Annotated in this window: 16 protein-coding genes; 7 read left to right on the plus strand and 9 right to left on the minus strand. The window is 57.1% G+C overall.

Going from position 1 to position 16,606, the window contains the following annotated elements; genetic code table 11:
• The first annotated feature begins 51 nt into the window (after positions 1 to 51).
• The 3 genes from fzlA (at position 52) to ACR0LF_RS21625 (ending at position 3,905) form a co-directional block, all read left to right on the plus strand.
• Entirely contained in the window at positions 52 to 717 is a 666-nt protein-coding gene (gene fzlA, locus ACR0LF_RS21615; RefSeq protein WP_480583472.1) for an FtsZ-binding protein FzlA, read from the plus strand.
• A gap of 74 nt (positions 718 to 791) precedes the next feature.
• Positions 792 to 1,829, plus strand: coding sequence for a tRNA epoxyqueuosine(34) reductase QueG (queG, locus tag ACR0LF_RS21620; protein ID WP_480583469.1), 1,038 nt, complete (start codon positions 792 to 794; stop codon positions 1,827 to 1,829).
• 72 nt (positions 1,830 to 1,901) lie between these two features.
• Positions 1,902 to 3,905: a hydantoinase/oxoprolinase family protein gene (locus tag ACR0LF_RS21625; protein ID WP_480583466.1), complete on the plus strand. Its 2,004-nt coding sequence runs from the start codon at positions 1,902 to 1,904 to the stop codon at positions 3,903 to 3,905.
• 37 nt (positions 3,906 to 3,942) lie between these two features.
• Here ACR0LF_RS21625 and msrA read toward each other — a convergent pair whose 3' ends face one another.
• Together msrA and msrB are read right to left on the minus strand one after the other, a co-directional pair.
• On the minus strand, positions 3,943 to 4,455 hold the full coding sequence (gene msrA, locus ACR0LF_RS21630) for a peptide-methionine (S)-S-oxide reductase MsrA (RefSeq protein WP_480583463.1): 513 nt from the start codon (positions 4,453 to 4,455) through the stop codon (positions 3,943 to 3,945).
• A complete protein-coding gene (msrB, locus tag ACR0LF_RS21635; protein WP_171092690.1) occupies positions 4,455 to 4,901 on the minus strand; it encodes a peptide-methionine (R)-S-oxide reductase MsrB in 447 nt (148 codons plus the stop codon). Before msrB ends, msrA begins: the two co-directional genes overlap by 1 nt.
• Before the next feature lie 143 nt (positions 4,902 to 5,044).
• Here msrB and ACR0LF_RS21640 point away from each other — a divergent pair, with 143 nt between their 5' ends.
• On the plus strand, positions 5,045 to 5,566 hold the full coding sequence (locus ACR0LF_RS21640) for a glutathione peroxidase (protein ID WP_480583460.1): 522 nt from the start codon (positions 5,045 to 5,047) through the stop codon (positions 5,564 to 5,566).
• On the opposite strand, the gene ACR0LF_RS21645 is transcribed toward ACR0LF_RS21640, so the two are convergent.
• Positions 5,542 to 6,429, minus strand: a complete 888-nt coding sequence (locus ACR0LF_RS21645; protein ID WP_480583457.1) for a DMT family transporter — start codon at positions 6,427 to 6,429, stop codon at positions 5,542 to 5,544. The genes ACR0LF_RS21640 and ACR0LF_RS21645 overlap by 25 nt on opposite strands.
• 182 nt (positions 6,430 to 6,611) lie before the next feature.
• On the opposite strand from ACR0LF_RS21645, the gene ACR0LF_RS21650 reads away from it, so the two are divergent.
• Complete coding sequence (locus ACR0LF_RS21650; RefSeq protein ID WP_480583527.1) at positions 6,612 to 7,808, plus strand: BCCT family transporter; 1,197 nt, start codon at positions 6,612 to 6,614, stop codon at positions 7,806 to 7,808.
• A 203-nt stretch (positions 7,809 to 8,011) separates the two neighbouring features.
• Here the strand turns inward: ACR0LF_RS21650 and ACR0LF_RS21655 are convergent, their stop codons facing one another.
• The 5 genes from ACR0LF_RS21655 to ACR0LF_RS21675 form a co-directional block, all read right to left on the minus strand.
• On the minus strand, positions 8,012 to 8,371 hold the full coding sequence (locus tag ACR0LF_RS21655) for a CHAP domain-containing protein (protein ID WP_480583454.1): 360 nt from the start codon (positions 8,369 to 8,371) through the stop codon (positions 8,012 to 8,014).
• A 484-nt stretch (positions 8,372 to 8,855) separates the two neighbouring features.
• Positions 8,856 to 9,143, minus strand: a complete 288-nt coding sequence (locus tag ACR0LF_RS21660; protein WP_117871130.1) for an HU family DNA-binding protein — start codon at positions 9,141 to 9,143, stop codon at positions 8,856 to 8,858.
• A 130-nt stretch (positions 9,144 to 9,273) separates the two neighbouring features.
• Complete coding sequence (locus ACR0LF_RS21665) at positions 9,274 to 10,737, minus strand: AMP nucleosidase (protein WP_480583452.1); 1,464 nt, start codon at positions 10,735 to 10,737, stop codon at positions 9,274 to 9,276.
• On the minus strand, positions 10,734 to 12,536 hold the full coding sequence (gene ade, locus ACR0LF_RS21670; protein WP_480583449.1) for an adenine deaminase: 1,803 nt from the start codon (positions 12,534 to 12,536) through the stop codon (positions 10,734 to 10,736). The genes ACR0LF_RS21665 and ade overlap by 4 nt, the downstream gene beginning before the upstream one ends.
• A gap of 179 nt (positions 12,537 to 12,715) precedes the next feature.
• The gene (locus ACR0LF_RS21675) at positions 12,716 to 13,585 is read right to left on the minus strand and encodes a LysR family transcriptional regulator (protein WP_480583445.1); all 870 of its coding nucleotides are present in this window, start codon (positions 13,583 to 13,585) and stop codon (positions 12,716 to 12,718) included.
• A 113-nt stretch (positions 13,586 to 13,698) separates the two neighbouring features.
• On the opposite strand from ACR0LF_RS21675, the gene ACR0LF_RS21680 reads away from it, so the two are divergent.
• On the plus strand, positions 13,699 to 14,454 hold the full coding sequence (locus ACR0LF_RS21680) for a class II aldolase and adducin N-terminal domain-containing protein (protein WP_480583442.1): 756 nt from the start codon (positions 13,699 to 13,701) through the stop codon (positions 14,452 to 14,454).
• Positions 14,455 to 14,598: 144 nt separating this feature from the next.
• Here ACR0LF_RS21680 and ACR0LF_RS21685 read toward each other — a convergent pair whose 3' ends face one another.
• Complete coding sequence (locus tag ACR0LF_RS21685) at positions 14,599 to 15,231, minus strand: class I SAM-dependent DNA methyltransferase (RefSeq protein WP_480583439.1); 633 nt, start codon at positions 15,229 to 15,231, stop codon at positions 14,599 to 14,601.
• An 88-nt stretch (positions 15,232 to 15,319) separates the two neighbouring features.
• On the opposite strand from ACR0LF_RS21685, the gene ACR0LF_RS21690 reads away from it, so the two are divergent.
• Positions 15,320 to 16,165, plus strand: a complete 846-nt coding sequence (locus tag ACR0LF_RS21690; protein ID WP_480583436.1) for an SDR family oxidoreductase — start codon at positions 15,320 to 15,322, stop codon at positions 16,163 to 16,165.
• Positions 16,166 to 16,606 lie beyond the last annotated feature (441 nt).

The following is a 16,606-nucleotide window of genomic DNA, read 5'->3' on the forward strand; positions in this document are numbered from 1 at the left end:
CGCTGTCAAAGGCTAAATCTGTCTGGTATTCACTGGTTCGATTGGAAGTCCATGGCGCGTCTGTTTCACGTTCCCCTCTCTCCGTATTGCCGCAAGGTCCGTCTGTCGCTGGCGGAGAAGAAGATCGAAGTTGAGCTGGTCGAAGAAAGATACTGGGAACAGGATCCGGATTTTCTGCGCCGCAATCCGGCGGGAAAAGTGCCGGTGTTGCGGCTGGACGGGCAGATCATGGCGGAAAGTGCGGCGATCTGCGAATACATCGAAGAAACCCGCCCAGAGCCGCCTTTGATGCCGAAAAATCCCGAAGCCCGGTTTGAGGTTCGGCGGCTTGTTGGATGGTTTGATGACAAGTTCCACCACGAGGTGACATCGAAGCTGCTGTATGAGCGGGTGAATAAAAAGGTGACAGGTCAGGGGTACCCGGACAGCAAGAATGTCAAACAAGGCGCAAAAGCGATCAAATACCATCTGGATTACATGGCGTGGCTGCTGGATCACCGCCGTTGGCTGGCCGGGGATCAGATGACATTAGCGGATTTCGCGGCTGCCGCACATCTGTCTTCGCTGGACTACATCTCGGACGTGGATTGGAACCGCAGTCAGGTGGTCAAGGACTGGTACGCGAAGATCAAATCGCGCCCTGCGTTTCGTTCGATACTGGCGGATCAGGTGCCGGGGTTCCGACCACCGCCCCATTACGCTGATCTGGATTTCTGATAGGGTGTAACAGGGGGCTGTCTGCCCCCCATCGCGCCGTTGTCGCGATTCCCCCCGAGGATATTTGTAGCCAGATGAAGAGCGGATCGGATCTTAAGAAAAAGCTGGTGCAACAGGCCTTGGCTGAGGGGTTTGTGGCCTGTCGGGTGTGTCGTCCGTGGGATGTTCCACAGGTGCCGGAACGCTTGGGGGCGTTTTTGGATGCTGGGTATCATGGACAAATGGGGTGGATGGCCGAGCGAACCCATTGGCGCGGAGATCCTGCCGCGTTGTGGCCTGAGGCGCGGTCGGTGATTATGTTGGCTGAGAGTTACACGCCAGAACATGACCCGACAGAGATCTTGAACCATCCAGACCGTGGCGCGATTTCGGTCTATGCGCAGAACAAAGATTATCATGATCTGGTCAAGAAGCGGCTGAAACGGCTGGCGCGATGGCTGATTGCCGAAGCCGGGGGTGAGGTGAAAGTGTTTGTCGACACTGCGCCGGTTCCCGAGAAAGCTCTGGGGCATGCCGCCGGACTTGGATGGCAGGGAAAACACACCAATCTTGTGAGCCGTGAATGGGGAAATTGGGTTTTTATAGGGTCTGTTTTTTCTACGTTGGAGCTGCCAGAGGATGCGTCAGAAGTGGATCATTGCGGGTCCTGCCGCGCCTGCCTGGACAGTTGCCCCACAGATGCGTTTCCTGCCCCTTACCAGTTGGACGCGCGGCGGTGCATTTCGTATCTGACTATCGAACATAGAGGTCCGGTGGAGCCTGAACTGCGCAGTAAGTTGGGCAATCGAATCTACGGCTGCGATGATTGCTTGGCGGCCTGTCCGTGGAACAAGTTTGCCGTTGCTGCGAGCGATATGCGTTACATTGCCCGGGACGATCTGATGGCCCCGGCATTGGAAGAACTGGCGGCTCTGGACGATACGGATTTTCGCGCGAAATTCTCAGGCTCACCCATCAAACGCATCGGGCGGGACCGGTTTGTGCGCAATGTTCTATATGCCATCGGAAACTCCGGGCAGGCGAATTTGAGACCTGTTGCTCAAGGTCTGACCAAAGACCCGGATGAAACCGTGGCTGATGCGGCGCGCTGGGCGGTGGAACAACTGTCATAATTGCCGCAAACAGGCTGGACGGGTCGTGCATAACCGCTACACCCATCCGCAGCGAACAGTAAGGAGGACCCGATGACACTGTCTTTGGGGGTAGATACGGGCGGGACCTATACCGACGCGGTGTTGATCCGGAACGAGAAAGAGGTCATCGCTTCGGCCAAGTCTCTCACCACCCGTGCGGATCTGGCAATCGGTGTGGGCAAGGCGATTTCGTCTGTTCTGGAAGAGGCGAAGGTTGCGCCGGATCAAATCTCGATGGCGTCTCTGTCGACGACGCTGGCTACGAATGCTCTGGTCGAGGGGCAGGGCGGTCGTGTTGCATTGATCTATATCGGGTTCAAGGACGGTGATCTTGCAAAACACGGGCTGAAGGACGCCTTGAAGGGTGATCCGGCCCTGGTCATCACGGGTGGGCATACGCATTCCGGGGGACAGGCTGCAGCGCTGGATGTCGCAGCGCTCGAGGCGTTTTTAGACTCTCATAAGGGGATATCCGGCTTTGCAGTTGCTGCTCAGTTCGCGACCCGCAATCCGGCGCATGAGTTGGAAGCAGCACGGATTGTTGCGGAAAGAACCGGCGCGCCAGTGACCTGTTCGCATCATTTGTCGGCCAAGCTGAATGGGCCAAAACGTGCGGTGACGGCGGTTCTGAACGCGCGACTGATTGGGATGATCGACCGGCTGATTGGGCGTGCACAGGATCAGTTGCGCGCTTTGGGAATTTCGGCACCGATGATGGTGGTGCGCGGCGATGGCGCGTTGATGAGCGCCGAGCAGGCGCGGGAGCGCCCGATTGAGACGATCCTCAGCGGCCCGGCGGCATCGATCGTCGGGGCACGCTGGCTGACCGGTGCCGATAACGCGCTGGTGTCCGACATAGGGGGAACGACGACCGATGTGGCGCTGATCCGGGATGGGAAGCCCGCGATTGATCCGGTCGGGGCGCGGGTTGGCGGGTTCCGTACCATGGTCGAAGCCGTGGCGATGCGTACCCATGGACTGGGTGGGGACAGCCAGGTGCACGTTGTGACCGAAGGGTTGCGCGGCGGTGTGTTTCTGGGTCCGCGTCGCGTACTGCCCGTGTCGCTGATCGCGTCTGAGGCACCCGAGGTTGTGCACGCCATTCTGGACGAACAATTGCGGGCCACGACGGTGGGCGAGCATGATACGCGCTTTGCCCGCCGCGTGCCGGGTATTCATGCCGATGGAGTCGGTGTGCGCGAAGAGATTCTGCTGGAGCGGTTGGGCGATCAGGTTCTGCCCCTCAGCGCATTGCTGCGGTCGCGGATGGAGAGTGGAGCGTTGAACCGCCTTGTGGATCGCGGAATCGTTCAGGTATCCGGCGTGACGCCTTCGGATGCCAGCCACGTTCTGGGCCGGGTCAATGCCTGGGATGCCGAGGCGGCACGTAAGGCGCTGGAACTGGTGGCACGTAAGCGGGTCGGGTCTGGGGATATGCTTGCTCATTCCCCCGAAGCACTGGCGCATATGATCGTGGATCAACTGACGGAACAGACCAGTTTGACCTTGTTAGAGGCTGCTTTTGACGAGGAACAGGACGGATTCGGCCTGTCTCCTCAAGAGTTGGCGCGACATGTTCTAACCCAGCGTGGGTTGGCGCAACATCGCGGGTTGCTGTCGCTTGACACTGCTTTGAATGTGGACGTGGTCGGCCTTGGCGCGTCGGCACCCAGCTATTACCCGGCGGTGGGCGAGCGGTTGCATTGCCGAATGATCTTGCCGGAACATGCGGGTGTGGCCAATGCCATCGGTGCTGTCGTGGGACGTCTGACCTTGCGGCGTTCAGGCACGGTTACATCCCCGACCGAGGGGCGGTATCGCGTGCATCTGGAGGAAGGCCCTCAGGATTTTTCTGCGTCGGATGAGGCTTTGGCATTGTTGGAACGCGTTCTGAGGTCTGAGGCTGAAGGCGCGGTACGAGAAGCCGGGGCCGAAGACATCCGGGTGATCGTTGATCGCGACATCAAAACCGCGCGGGTCGAGGCCAAGGACGTTTTTGTCGAGGCGATGATTACGGTCGAGGCAAGCGGGCGACCGAGGGTGGCGGCAGGTTAGCCCCTCTGACGGATCAGAGAGGCCGGCAGGCGGCGCTTTATTCAGCTGCGCTGGCGCGCTTGGGCAGGACCCAATCCTGACGCGGGAAGTGGCAGGTATAGCCGTTCGGGATGCGCTCCAGATAATCCTGATGTTCTGGCTCGGCCTCCCAGAAATCACCGACGGGCTCGACTTCGGTCACGACTTTGCCGGGCCACAAGCCGCTTGCGTTCACGTCAGCGATGGTGTCCAAAGCGACCTGTTTCTGAGCGTCGTCCACATAGTAGATCGCCGAGCGATAGCTCATTCCACGGTCATTGCCTTGACGGTTTACCGTGGTCGGGTCGTGAATCTGGAAAAAGAACTCCAGCAGGTCACGATAGCTGATCTGCGACGGATCGAACCAGATCTCGATCCCTTCGGCGTGGGTGCCGTGATTTCGATAGGTCGCGTTGGGCAGATCGCCGCCAGTATAACCGACGCGGGTGCGAGAGACGCCCGGCAGTTTGCGGATCAGGTCCTGCATCCCCCAAAAGCAGCCCCCGGCCAGTACAGCGCGTTGTTCGGTCATCAGATGTCCTCCACATGAATCAGATATTCGCCATAGCCTTCGGCTTCCATCTCATCGCGATGGATGAACCGAAGAGAGGCGGAGTTGATGCAGTAGCGTAGCCCGCCATGTTCGCGCGGACCGTCGGGGAATACATGCCCCAGATGGCTGTCACCGTGTTTCGAGCGAACCTCGGTCCGGATCATACCATGCGTTGTATCACGAAACTCTTCCACATGCTCGTGGATGATTGGTTTGGTAAAGCTGGGCCAGCCACATCCAGATTCGTATTTGTGGGTCGAGGCAAAGAGCGGCTCACCCGATACGATATCCACATAGATGCCGGGTTCCTTGTTGTTCAGGTATTTCCCGGTGCCTGGACGTTCGGTACCACTGCGTTGAGTGACGTGAAACTCTTCGGGTGAAAGCGCAGCAATGGCCGTGGGGTCTTTGGTATAGCGAGTCATGGATCCTCCGGCTGAATTATGTTTGCGCCATTATCTGGGGGCTTGGGGGCGGAAAGCAAAGTGTATTTCAATGCGCTCTCGCAGTCGTGCAAGTGATCTGACGACCGCGACCCTGCGTATTAGGTCTAAAGGGAGGATAAGACATGTTCAGATTGCTGCTTTTGACTGCCTTGATTTTACTGGGCCGCGCCGTTCAGGCGGCGCCGCTGACCGGCGAGTTCGCTTCCATCGACGGAGGCACTTTGGCCATCGAAGATTGGCGTGGCCAACCTGTTCTGGTGGTCAACACTGCGTCTCACTGTGGGTTTACCGGGCAATATGATGCTCTGCAAAAGGTGCATGAGGCTTATTCCAGTAAAGGGCTGATCGTTCTTGCGGTGCCTTCGGATTCGTTCAACCAAGAACTTGGGTCTGCGGAAGAGGTGAAACAGTTCTGTGAGATGAACTATGGGCTAACCTTGCCGATGACCGATATCACACCGGTCAAAGGGGCAGACGCTCACCCGTTTTACAAGGCCGTTGCCGAGCAGACCGGGTTTTCACCCAAGTGGAACTTCAACAAAATCCTGCTTGATCTGAACGGTGAAGTGGTCGCGACCTACGGGTCGAACGTCAAACCCGATTCCCGTAAGCTGTTGACTCAGGTCGAAGCTCTGCTGCGTTGAGCGGGCTGGCGTGAGAGTTGAACCGCAAGGATTCCAAGGGTTGTGACGGCGACCCCGATCGCGTCCATTGGGCCCAGCTTTTCGCCCAGAAGGATCGCTGCGATGGTGACCCCGAACACAGGGTTCAGGAAGTGGAAGGTGGCGGCCCGGATGGCGCCGATTCGATCCAAAAGCAGAAACCAGATCAGTGTGGCAAGCAAACCGGGGAAAAGGGTTGTGTATGTAAACGCCAGCGCCAAAGGCAGCGTTGGGTGGATGTAGATGGTCTCGAAAATCGGGGCGGCCACGAACAAGGCCGCCGATCCCACCAGCATCTGTAGGCCCACGACCATCATGAAGTTACCGCCAGACGTCGCTCCGCGGACCGCGAGCGTGGCAAAGGTTAGGGCAAGGGCGCCTATACCGCAAAGCGTGACGCCGAACATGTCGACACCCGCGCTGATCCGACTGCTCATGATCAGCGCAACTCCGGCGAAACCTGCGAACAATCCCAATATGCCAAGCGGGCGCAGTTTTTCTTTGAAAATCAACCACCCGGCCAGCGCCACCAACAACGGCATTGTAGATGCGATAATGGCCGCAACCGAGGCTTCCACAGTCTGCATGGCGTAGAAATTCAGACCCAAATAAAGGGCATTTTGGCAGATACCGAACAGGACCGTGGCGCGCCATTGGTTTCGGGTCAGGTGCCAGCTTTGCCCCATCGCCCGGGCAATCATGACGCCAAGAATACCGGAGATCAGAAACCGCAACGCCAGCGAAAACAGAGGTGAGGCATCCGCAACGATGATCCGCGCCGAGGTAAAGGCCGATGACCAGATCAGGGCAAACGTCAGCCCCATGGCGATGGCGCGCAGATCCATGGAGACCCCCTGTCACTTTGCACGGACTGTTCCCGATTTTCCGATGGGTCGCAAGCACTGAGCGTCAAAAAAGACACATCCTTGGTACAAGGAAAGTCATGGATATGTTTTTATTGATTGACTGGCCAATTAAAGATATCCGCACTGCGATCTGACCAAACAAGGGAGGTTTGTCAGTGCTTCTGGAGTACATTCTATCTTTCGGCGTCCTGTTGGCATTGGGCCTGGTCGCCTTCTTCGTTGTGAAATGGTGGAACTTGCGTTGTGTTGGCGTGACACCGGTTCATCTGTTCACGTTCATCGCGATCTTGTTCACATCCGGCCTGGATGTCGGCCTGATCATGTTCCCGCTGACCGAATTTGGTGGCTATGCCGAAGATCCGGCCTATGCCTTTGCCAACCCGCTGGCGATCGAGTTCGGCTTTTGGGGTTTCCTGATCTGGGCCTTCTACTTCCTGACGGCCTTCTACTTCTGCGTCATCGAACCGCGCGTGAAGTTCTTTGAGATCCCGCTGGTCAAGCTGATCAACAACGTGGTCATCATCGGCACCTGCGCATTTACCGCCAGCCTGTTCCTGATCTATCTGCCCGGCTACCTGCCCGACGTTGGCGATGGTGAATCCGTGGTTACCACCTTCTACATTATTGTATTTGTTGTGATCCTGGCAGCGGCCTATTCCTCGACCGATCTGAAATACGTGCGCATTCTGTCGGTGGGTTCTACCTTCCTGTTCCTGACATTGATCATCGGCATGTGGATTGCAGGTGGAATGGGTCTGACCGGGTTCTTTGAAACCGGCAGCAATATCGGAGCCTATTTCTCCAACCTGCATAAATTCGTCCTGCCGCTGACGGATTACCACGCCTTCTACCTGTTCTGGTGGTTCGCTTGGTCGATCATGATCGGTCAGTTCACCTCGCGTTTTGTCGGCGGTTTGACCACATGGCAGCTGTTGGCCGCCTTGCTGATCTTCCCGTCGATCCCACTGGGTATCTGGTTCACCGTTCTCTACTATTACCACCTGAACGGCATCAGCACCGCGGGCATCACCAACATCGCGATGGTGATCGTGGGCGTGACCTTTGTGATCAACTCGCTGGACTCGCTGATCCGCCTGTACACCGACAACCTGAATCTGACGGTCGAGCGGTTCGGCAAGGCGGTTTATGTTGCGGGCAATGTCGCCCTGCTGTTCGTGCTGACCCTGCTGTTCCAGAGTCAGTGGCTGCAGATTCAGTGGATCGGTGCCATTGTCGTCGGCCTGTACCTGGCCTGCGTGGTCTATATCCTGATCACCAAGCGCAAAGAGGTGATGAGCATCGATGCGATGCCCGAAGACCGCGAGCTGGACTTTCACAAGGTCGAAACGGTTCACTAGCCAAGCTCGGCAAAAAGACGGAAACGGGCGCATCTGGCGCCCGTTTTTCTTTGGGATTGCTTTCTTACCGTAGTAATGACCAACGTGCCACTTCCGCGTTTCTTGACGCGCGCGACTATTGTCTGAGCTGAACGATCAAAAAGAGGGTCGCCCTGGATGTGATTAGCCCGTTTCCGAAAAACGCGAAAAGGAAATGGTGAAGGTTACTCGCCAGCTTTCGGATAGATGAAACCGTTCACCGGGTAGGGATTGCCGTACCGGCCCGGTTGGCTTTCAACCCGGACCAATGTCCAGTCGTTGTTTTTGGAGACGTCTTTGACGCCCATTTTCAACGATACCTTGTTGCGGTGCCAGTTGGCGTGATTCACAATGACTTCACGCTCGGTGACAAGATCTGAGACAACAGCTACATGACCCAAGGGCATGCCACGTGTTGCTCGAAACGACATGACCGCACCGACGACCGGGTTCTTGCCTCGTTCAAAAACACTGTGTGCCTTACCCCACCAGTCCTTCGCATTGCCGCGAATCTCGATTCCGCTGAGGTCTCGTGCATAGGGCACGCACCATACCCTTTGCCCTCTGGCCCGCTTTTTTGAGACCTCTTGCAGCGCCAGCAACTGACGTTCCGGGTTGAGATCCTCTTCGGTTGGGCTGTGGGTGCATGCAGAGACAAGACTGAAAAAGCCCAACGCAATTGCGGCTCGTGCCGTGCCGGACAAGCGCGGCCAAATTGTATTCGTTCTGCATACGCTGTTTTGCAAGATGCTTCTTCGCCTGCTCGAAAATTAAAGAAGTTTTTAAGGTGATTGGTGAGGCGATGAAAAGAGCCTTGCCGCGGCCACGGCAAGATTTTGCCAATCTCGCGTTCCGCATCCAGCTCGATGGTTGGGCCGGAAGGCTTGTGAATAGCCATAGTGGCGAGCTTGAGGTTAGAACATGAAAGCTGAAATGGGCTCAAACCCGACAAAAGCAATAGTTCAAGCGGCGAATAGAAAAAGGGCCCCCAACCGGCGGCCCTCAATCACTTCGCAACGAAAGCTGAAATCAGCCGTTCACGCTGTCTTTCAGTGCTTTCGCGATGGTCATTTTCACAACCTTGTCGGCTTCCTTGGTGAAGGTCTCACCAGTGGCCGGGTTGCGGACCTGACGCTCGGGGCGTTCGCGGCAGTAGATTTTGCCGACGCCGGGCAGGGTCACTGCGCCACCGGCCGAAACTTCGCGGGTGATCAGGCCGGTGATGGCCTCCAGCGCGGAGTTCGCGGATTTCTTGTCGGTTCCCATTTCCTCAGCGAGAGCAGCAACCAGCTGAGTCTTTGTCATAGGCTTTGCCATTTCTTGGTCTCCTTAACGTGCCCGATCTATAGGGCCTCACCGCGTAACTGTAACGGGATATTGTGGGCGAACACAACGAATAGTAGCGCTGAAACCCCTAAAAATATGGGGAAAACGTTGCTTTTTTGCGTCAGAGGAAGGCTGTTTCGTCAAAGGAACGCAATTTCCGGCTGTGTAACCGCTCCAGCGGCATGCCGCGCAGGTGCTCCATTGCTTTGATACCGATGGCCAGATGACGGCTGACCTGAGTGGTATAGAAGGACGATGCCATGCCTGGCAACTTCAGTTCCCCGTGCAGTGGTTTATCCGAAACACACAGCAAAGTGCCATAGGGAACGCGGAACCGATAGCCGTTTGCGGCGATGGTGGCGCTTTCCATATCCAGCGCGATCGCCCTGGATTGGCTAAGACGCTGGACCGGGCCTGACTGGTCGCGCAATTCCCAGTTGCGGTTGTCGACCGAGGCCACGGTGCCGGTCCGCATGATCCGTTTCAACTCGTAACCTTCCAATTCGGTCACTTCAGCGACGGCGCGTTCCAGTGCCACCTGAACTTCGGCCAGCGGCGGGATCGGCACCCAGACCGGCAGATCGTCATCCAGAACCTTGTCGTCCCGCAGGTAAGCATGGGCCAGAACGAAATCCCCCAGCGCCTGCGTGTTGCGCAACCCCGCACAATGCCCAACCATCAGCCAGGCGTGCGGGCGCAGAACGGCGATATGGTCTGTGGCGGTTTTCGCATTGGACGGGCCGACGCCGATGTTCACCAAGGTAATCCCCGAACCATCTTCACGCTTCAGGTGATAGGTCGGCATTTGCGGCAGTTTCAGCGGCTGTTCAATCGCGGCTTTGGGATCCGTGATCTCGACATTCCCGGTCGAGACGAAACTGGTATAGCCGCTGGTCGGGTCGGCCAGTTGCTCGCGGGCATAGTTTTCGAACTCCGAGACATAGAACTGATAGTTCGTGAACAGCACATGATTCTGAAAATGACCCGCATCAGTGGCGGTGTAATGCGCCAGCCGCGCAAGCGAGTAGTCGACGCGCTGGGCGGTAAACAGCGACAGGGGCCCAACGGTGTCCTCGTGATCGTATACGCCGTTTACGATGTCATCATTGGTGGTGGACAGATCCGGTACGTCAAACACGTCGCGCAGTGTGAACGCGGCTGCACCCTGATGAGGTACGACAAGTTCGGGATTGTTCGCGACGGCAAAGTGCACCGGAATTGGCGTATCCGACGCCGCAATCGTCACCGGCTGGTCGTGATTCTTGATCAGCAGGGCAATCTGTTGCGTCAGGTAGGATCGGAACAAATCCGGTCGCGTTACGGTGGTGGCGTGAATACCGGGTTCGGATACGTGACCGAAACTCAGGCGACTGTCGACCTGGGCATAGGTCGAGGTCTTGATGCGAATTTCCGGGTAATAGGCTCTGAATCGCGCAGAAGGTGCGCCATTCTGTATCGCTTTGGAAAAGCTGTCGCAGAGGAATTCGGTAGCCTGCGCGTAAAGCTCTTCCAGTCGGGCAACAGCGGCTGCGGGATCGGTAAACTGCTCTGGCGCGGGTGCTTCGGGGGTTAGGAGTGTTGTCATGCCAAAGGTTCCAGAAGATCGATTTTTTCAAATGTACGCACGTCGACCAGCCCGAGGTCCGAGATTCGAAGCTCGGGTATCACGACCAGCGCCAGCAGCGAATGTTGCATATACGCGTTGTTCAGATCGCAGCCGCAGTCTTGCATGGCTTGCATCATCTTGTCGGCCTTTGCCGCGACCTCGGCGGCGGGACTGTCGGACATAAGGCCGGCAATGGGCAGTTCGACCAGCGCCAGCTCCTGCCCGTCTCGGAAGAGAGTGATGCCGCCGCCCACTTCGGCAAGACGGTTCGCCGCCAGTGCCATCTGATCCCGATCCGTGCCCACGACGATCATGTGGTGACTGTCATGCGCCACTGTCGAGGCCATGGCCATCTTACCCTTGTATCCAAAGCCCGAGACAAAAGCATTGGTCACACCACCCGTGGCACGGTGCCGCTCGACCAGCGCGATCTGACAGACGTCGCCTTCGCCTTCGACCAGCCCGCCAATGATCGGCAATTCGGCCTTCAGCGCCTTGGTCGGGGCCTGGTTTTCCACCACGCCGATGACATTGGCCTGCACTTTGTTTGCACCGTCCGGTGCCTTGATCTCAAAATCGGTCGAGGTCAGCGCGTGACCCAAATGTACGGTGTTACGCGCCTTGTCGGGCCAGTTCAGATGTGGGCAATCCACCTGGATCACACCGTTTTCCGCAACCACTTTCCCATGGGCAATCACCATCTCAATCGGCAGCTCGCTCAGATCTGAACTGAGGATAATATCCGCTCTGCGCCCCGGAGTAACTGATCCGATTTCGCGCTCCAGCCCGAAATGCGTGGCCGTGTTAATCGTCGCCATCTGCAGCGCGACCAGAGGGTCACATCCGCAAGCTATGGCGTGGCGCACAACGCGATTCATATGCCCGTCATTTACCAATGTGCCAGAGTGGCAGTCATCCGTGCACAGAATGAAGCTGCGCGGATCCAACCCTTTCTCGGTCACGGCGGTGATTTGGCTTTCCACATCATACCAGGCCGAGCCCAGCCGCATCATCGATCGCATGCCTTGCCGAACACGGGCAATGGCGTCGGCTTCGCACGTGCCTTCGTGGTCATCTGCCGGGCCGCCCGCCACATAGGCCGCGAAATCAGGCCCCAAATCCGGGGAAGCATAATGTCCGCCAACGGTTTTACCCGCCCGCTGTGTGGCTGCAATCTCGGCCAGCATCTTGGGATCACCATGGATGACACCGGGAAAATTCATCATCTCACCCAGTCCAATGATACCAGGCCAGCTCATTGCCTCGGTCACATCCTCGGGGGTGATCTCATAGCCCGTCGTCTCCAACCCCGGCGCGGATGGCGCACAGGACGGCATCTGCGTGAAAATGCTGACCGGTTGCATCATGGCTTCGTCATGCATCATGCGCACGCCGTCCAGTCCCAGCACGTTGGCGATCTCATGCGGGTCGGTGAACATGCTGGTCGTCCCATGCGGGATCACGGCACGGGCGAACTCGGCTGGGGTCAGCATTCCGGATTCGATATGCATATGCGCATCACACAGGCCGGGCAGGATGTAGCGCCCGCGCGCGTCGATGATTTCCGTATCCGGACCAACGCAATGCGAGGCGTCGGGTCCGACAAATGCAATGCGTCCTTCGGCAATCGCCACGGAATGATCCGGCAGCAATTCGCGACTGTGTACGTTCACCCATATTCCGCCCTGAATAATCGTATCTGCGGCCTCACGTCCGGCTGCTACTGCGATCAATCTGGGGGCGACATCGGGCCAGCTTGGGAAGGGTGTGTATTCCATGGTTCAACTTTCACGAATGCGCGAGCGGGTGCAACCCCGGTTCTTCGCCATTAAGGAAACGTCACAATTCAGGGTTTCGACCTCTGTGAACGGGTGCACCCGCAGCGCGGCAGCGCTGCCCGGCCCAACCGCTGCAGATGCCCGATAAGGGCATTGTCGGCGGGCGGGAGCATCTCAGGTCAGGTCTTTGAAGCAATCTCGCGCCGCACCCAGTTCGCGAAAGCCACTGCTCCGGGTGTGTCTTCGGCTTGGGGGGACAGCAGCAGATAATATGACTCGGGCATTGGGGCGCGGTGCTCAAACGGTGCAACCAGTTGACCGCGATCGATCAGATGACTTGCGATGGCGTCATGGGCCAGGCACAGACCGCCACCAGCCATAACCGCGGATAGGCAAACCAGATAGGTTGTTGCATAGGTGATCGGCGGATTCGTCCAGGTTAGATCCTGATCTTCAGCCCAGCTCGCCCAGTTGGACAACAGGTTAGAGCAATCGAACAAGGGCTTCTCCTGAAGATCTTCCAACCGCACCTGATATCCCGGCGCACAGACCGGATAATAATGTTCCGTGCGCAACATTTCCGTTCGGGCCGTGTCCGAAGGGCGGATAGAGAAGCGAATCTCAACCGCCGCGCCTTCGGCCATTTCGCGCGGCTCCCAAAGCTCGGTGAAGATATTCAGATGGACCTCTGGATGTTCTGCCCGAAACGCCGGTAGGCGCGGGGCCAGCCAGTTGACGGCAAAGCTGATGTTGCATTGCACCTGAACCGCGTTTGGCTGCGCACCAGTCACTGCCTGAGTGCCCCGCACCAACGTTCGAAAAGCCTCTCGCACAACCGGCAAATAGGTGATTCCGGCCTCAGTCAGTTCCAGAGCTTTGGGGCGCCGCGAGAACAACGGTTGCCCCAAATGCCCTTCCAGCGACTTGATCTGCTGGCTGACGGCGCTTTGTGTCATGTTCAGATCCCGCGCCGCGCCAGTAAAGGACAGGTGGCGAGCTGCGGCCTCGAACGTGCGCAACCAACCCAGCGGAGGAAGCTTGTTTTGCATCGGCATAACCTTGGCATAAGTTCAGCTAATGGGATAGTTGTGTTTTTTTCGTTGGTCAAACGACCGGACCGAATGCAGGTTTGATCAGAGCCAGCCGCGACAGGAGCCAAACCATGAGCCTTACCAGTCTTCGTCCGAATATCGATCATTGGCCCGAACGTGTGGATATGGCCGCCACCTTCCGCTGGACAGCCCGGCTGAACATGCATGAGGCCGTTGCCAACCATTTCAGCCTGGCAGTGAATGACGACGGCACGCAGTTCCTGATGAATCCCAACCAGGCGCATTTCTCGCGCATTCGTGCTTCGGACCTGTTGCTGCTGGATGCCAATGACCCGAATGTGATGGAACAACCTGGTGCGCCGGACCCTACGGCTTGGGGATTGCACGGATCGATTCACCGTCATTGCCCCCATGCGCGCTGTGTCATGCATGTACATTCGATTTTTGCGACTGTTCTGGCCTCATTGGCCGACAGTTCCTTGCCGCCGATCGATCAGAACACGGCCACCTTTTATAACCGATATGTGATTGACGAAGAATTCGGTGGTCTGGCCTTTGAAAGCGAAGGCGAGCGCTGTGCCGGGATGCTGTCTGACCCAAAAAAAAAGGTCATGATCATGGGCAATCACGGGGTGCTGATCGTCGGCAGCGACCCGGCAGATGCCTTCAACAGGCTTTACTACTTTGAACGTGCTGCCGAGACTTACATCCGAGCCCTGCAAACCGGATTGCCCTTGCGTGTCTTGTCAGATGAGATTGCCGAGAAAACCGCGCAAGAACTGGACGATTATCCGGGCCAGGCCGAGGCACATCTGCGTGAGATCAAAGCCGTTCTTGACGCCGAAAACTCGGATTACGCGACCTGACCATTGATCATCAAAACCGACACTGCGGTTTGCGGTTCAGCCCGGATTTGCCCGCAATTGTGTTTAGGATCTGGCGCCCTGCGGGGTTGGCTAACCAAATGAACAGCTGAAGCGACAGGCTGTCGGACATTTATGCGAGCGGGATTAAACCCGTTCAAACAACGCAATAAGGGCGGTGTCGTCCTTATTGGGACCTGCCGCAAGATCGCCATAGATGCGGACCTCGGGCAGGGTCAGGTTCCTGATCTGATCTTGTTCCAGTTTGTTCAGTGCATCTGCAAAACCCAGCTTCTCAAAATGACGGGCATTGATCGACAAGGCGAACTGCGCCCCATGACGTGCCACGCGCAACAGGGCCGGCAATACTTCGGGCCCGAGATGGCCATGAGTGAATGTACCGGATGAGACAATGCCGGAATAACTGTCGCGTGGAACTGGAATGCCTTGAGTCAGATCCGCCTCGATTGCGTCCCGGTAAATATCCTTGCGCATGGCCTGATCCAGCATTTCCGCACTGATATCCGTTGCATCTATCGGTCCGACACCAAGCCCGGATAACACCGCGCCACATAGGCCCGTTCCCGCTCCGACATCCAGAACGGGTCCCTGACCGCCCGCTCCGACAAACGCTCGCGCTGTATGGGTGTGAAGCTGATAGTCCTCGCGCGCGGCAAAGCTCTCGTCATAGTCTCCGGCCCATTCCGCATAGAGTTCCTTGTTCTCGTCCGGAGAACCCAATGCGTAGGCCGAATGCAGGTCAGGTGTTTTCTTGCTCATGTCTAACAGAAAGGCGTAATCGAAGATTCGATTCAAGTGCGTCCATGCGGCGCTTGCATCCGGGAACCGCGCGGATCATCAAAGGAGCATGACAAAGACGCTCTTTTCTTTTGGCCATGGTTATTCCGCTCAGGCCCTGTCCCGAATTCTTGCCCCGAAAGGCTGGCACATTACTGGAACCACGCGAGACAGCGAGGGAACGGTCGCTATCCGGGCCTCCGGCGCTGAACCGATGATCTGGCCGGGTGATGCGCCGAATCTCGACGGGCTGACTCACTTGCTGATTTCGACAGCGCCAAGCGAAGAGGGCGACCCAGTGCTTGCGTTGCTGAGTGATGAAATCGCCAGGCGGGCAGGTCAATTTAAATGGGTGGGTTATTTGTCGACAACGGCCGTCTATGGCGATCATCAGGGCGGCTGGGTCGATGAAAACACGCCACCCGCACCGACCGCCAAACGAGGCAAGTGGCGCATGCTGGCCGAGAAGCAATGGTCGGCCGTTCCGGACCTGCCTGTTCATATCTTCCGGTTGGCTGGTATCTATGGCCCGGGTCGTGGGCCGTTTTCCAAGCTCAAGCGAGGAGGGTTGCGGCGTATTATCAAACCGGGGCAAGTGTTTTCGCGCATACATGTGGACGACATCGCGCAAGTTCTCGAGGCCTCAATGGCCAGTCCGAAACCAGGAAGCGTATATAACGTATGTGACGATGAACCGGTCCCACCGCAGGATGTCATAGGATATGCAGCCCAGCTACAGGGTTTGCCGTTACCCCCTGCTGTTCCGTTTGACGAGGCCGATCTGACGCCGATGGCGCGTAGTTTTTACAACGAAAACAAGCGCGTCCGAAATGATCGGATCAAGGAAGAGTTGGGAGTAGAGTTGATCTATCCCAATTACCGCGTCGGCTTGGAAGCCCTGATGAAAGGCCAGTAAGGCCTATACCACGCCGTCGCTTTGATCATGTCCGCGGCTTTTGAGCGAAGAGCAACTGCCACTACAGATTGGATTTGAAGTTCTCACGGTTCTGTTTGATGGCCCGAGTTGAGCTAATCGAAAGGCTCGAGGGACTTAGAGATGCTGATTTTTTCTGCAGGGCAACGCGATTCCACCTCAGGAGAGCGTATCGACGTTTCTTCCTAATAATTCAGCGCCTTCCAAATCCACCGGCGAACTTGATTTATTAACTTAATATGTTGTTTTCATTAAGGAATAGAAGAAATCGATGGGAAAAGCGAAGTTTTTTCAAAATGGGGGTTGCAGGTCCGGGACCTAATCCGTAAATACCCCTTCACCGGCGCTGCTGAGGCGGTTGCTGGGACGCTGGAGACGGCGGAGACGGGCCGGAGAGACGGTTGAGACGCATCGGAGAGACGG

Source organism: Ruegeria sp. E8, from assembly GCF_056533985.1.

Coding starts and splice junctions, on each gene's coding strand:
- fzlA (WP_480583472.1), top strand. CDS start 52: ATGGCGCGTCTGTTTCACGTTCCCCTCTCTCCGTATTGCCGCAAGGTC.
- queG (WP_480583469.1), top strand. CDS start 792: ATGAAGAGCGGATCGGATCTTAAGAAAAAGCTGGTGCAACAGGCCTTG.
- ACR0LF_RS21625 (WP_480583466.1), top strand. CDS start 1,902: ATGACACTGTCTTTGGGGGTAGATACGGGCGGGACCTATACCGACGCG.
- msrA (WP_480583463.1), bottom strand. CDS start 4,455: ATGACCGAACAACGCGCTGTACTGGCCGGGGGCTGCTTTTGGGGGATG.
- msrB (WP_171092690.1), bottom strand. CDS start 4,901: ATGACTCGCTATACCAAAGACCCCACGGCCATTGCTGCGCTTTCACCC.
- ACR0LF_RS21640 (WP_480583460.1), top strand. CDS start 5,045: ATGTTCAGATTGCTGCTTTTGACTGCCTTGATTTTACTGGGCCGCGCC.
- ACR0LF_RS21645 (WP_480583457.1), bottom strand. CDS start 6,429: ATGGATCTGCGCGCCATCGCCATGGGGCTGACGTTTGCCCTGATCTGG.
- ACR0LF_RS21660 (WP_117871130.1), bottom strand. CDS start 9,143: ATGGCAAAGCCTATGACAAAGACTCAGCTGGTTGCTGCTCTCGCTGAG.
- ACR0LF_RS21665 (WP_480583452.1), bottom strand. CDS start 10,737: ATGACAACACTCCTAACCCCCGAAGCACCCGCGCCAGAGCAGTTTACC.
- ade (WP_480583449.1), bottom strand. CDS start 12,536: ATGGAATACACACCCTTCCCAAGCTGGCCCGATGTCGCCCCCAGATTG.
- ACR0LF_RS21675 (WP_480583445.1), bottom strand. CDS start 13,585: ATGCAAAACAAGCTTCCTCCGCTGGGTTGGTTGCGCACGTTCGAGGCC.
- ACR0LF_RS21680 (WP_480583442.1), top strand. CDS start 13,699: ATGAGCCTTACCAGTCTTCGTCCGAATATCGATCATTGGCCCGAACGT.
- ACR0LF_RS21685 (WP_480583439.1), bottom strand. CDS start 15,231: ATGAGCAAGAAAACACCTGACCTGCATTCGGCCTACGCATTGGGTTCT.
- ACR0LF_RS21690 (WP_480583436.1), top strand. CDS start 15,320: ATGACAAAGACGCTCTTTTCTTTTGGCCATGGTTATTCCGCTCAGGCC.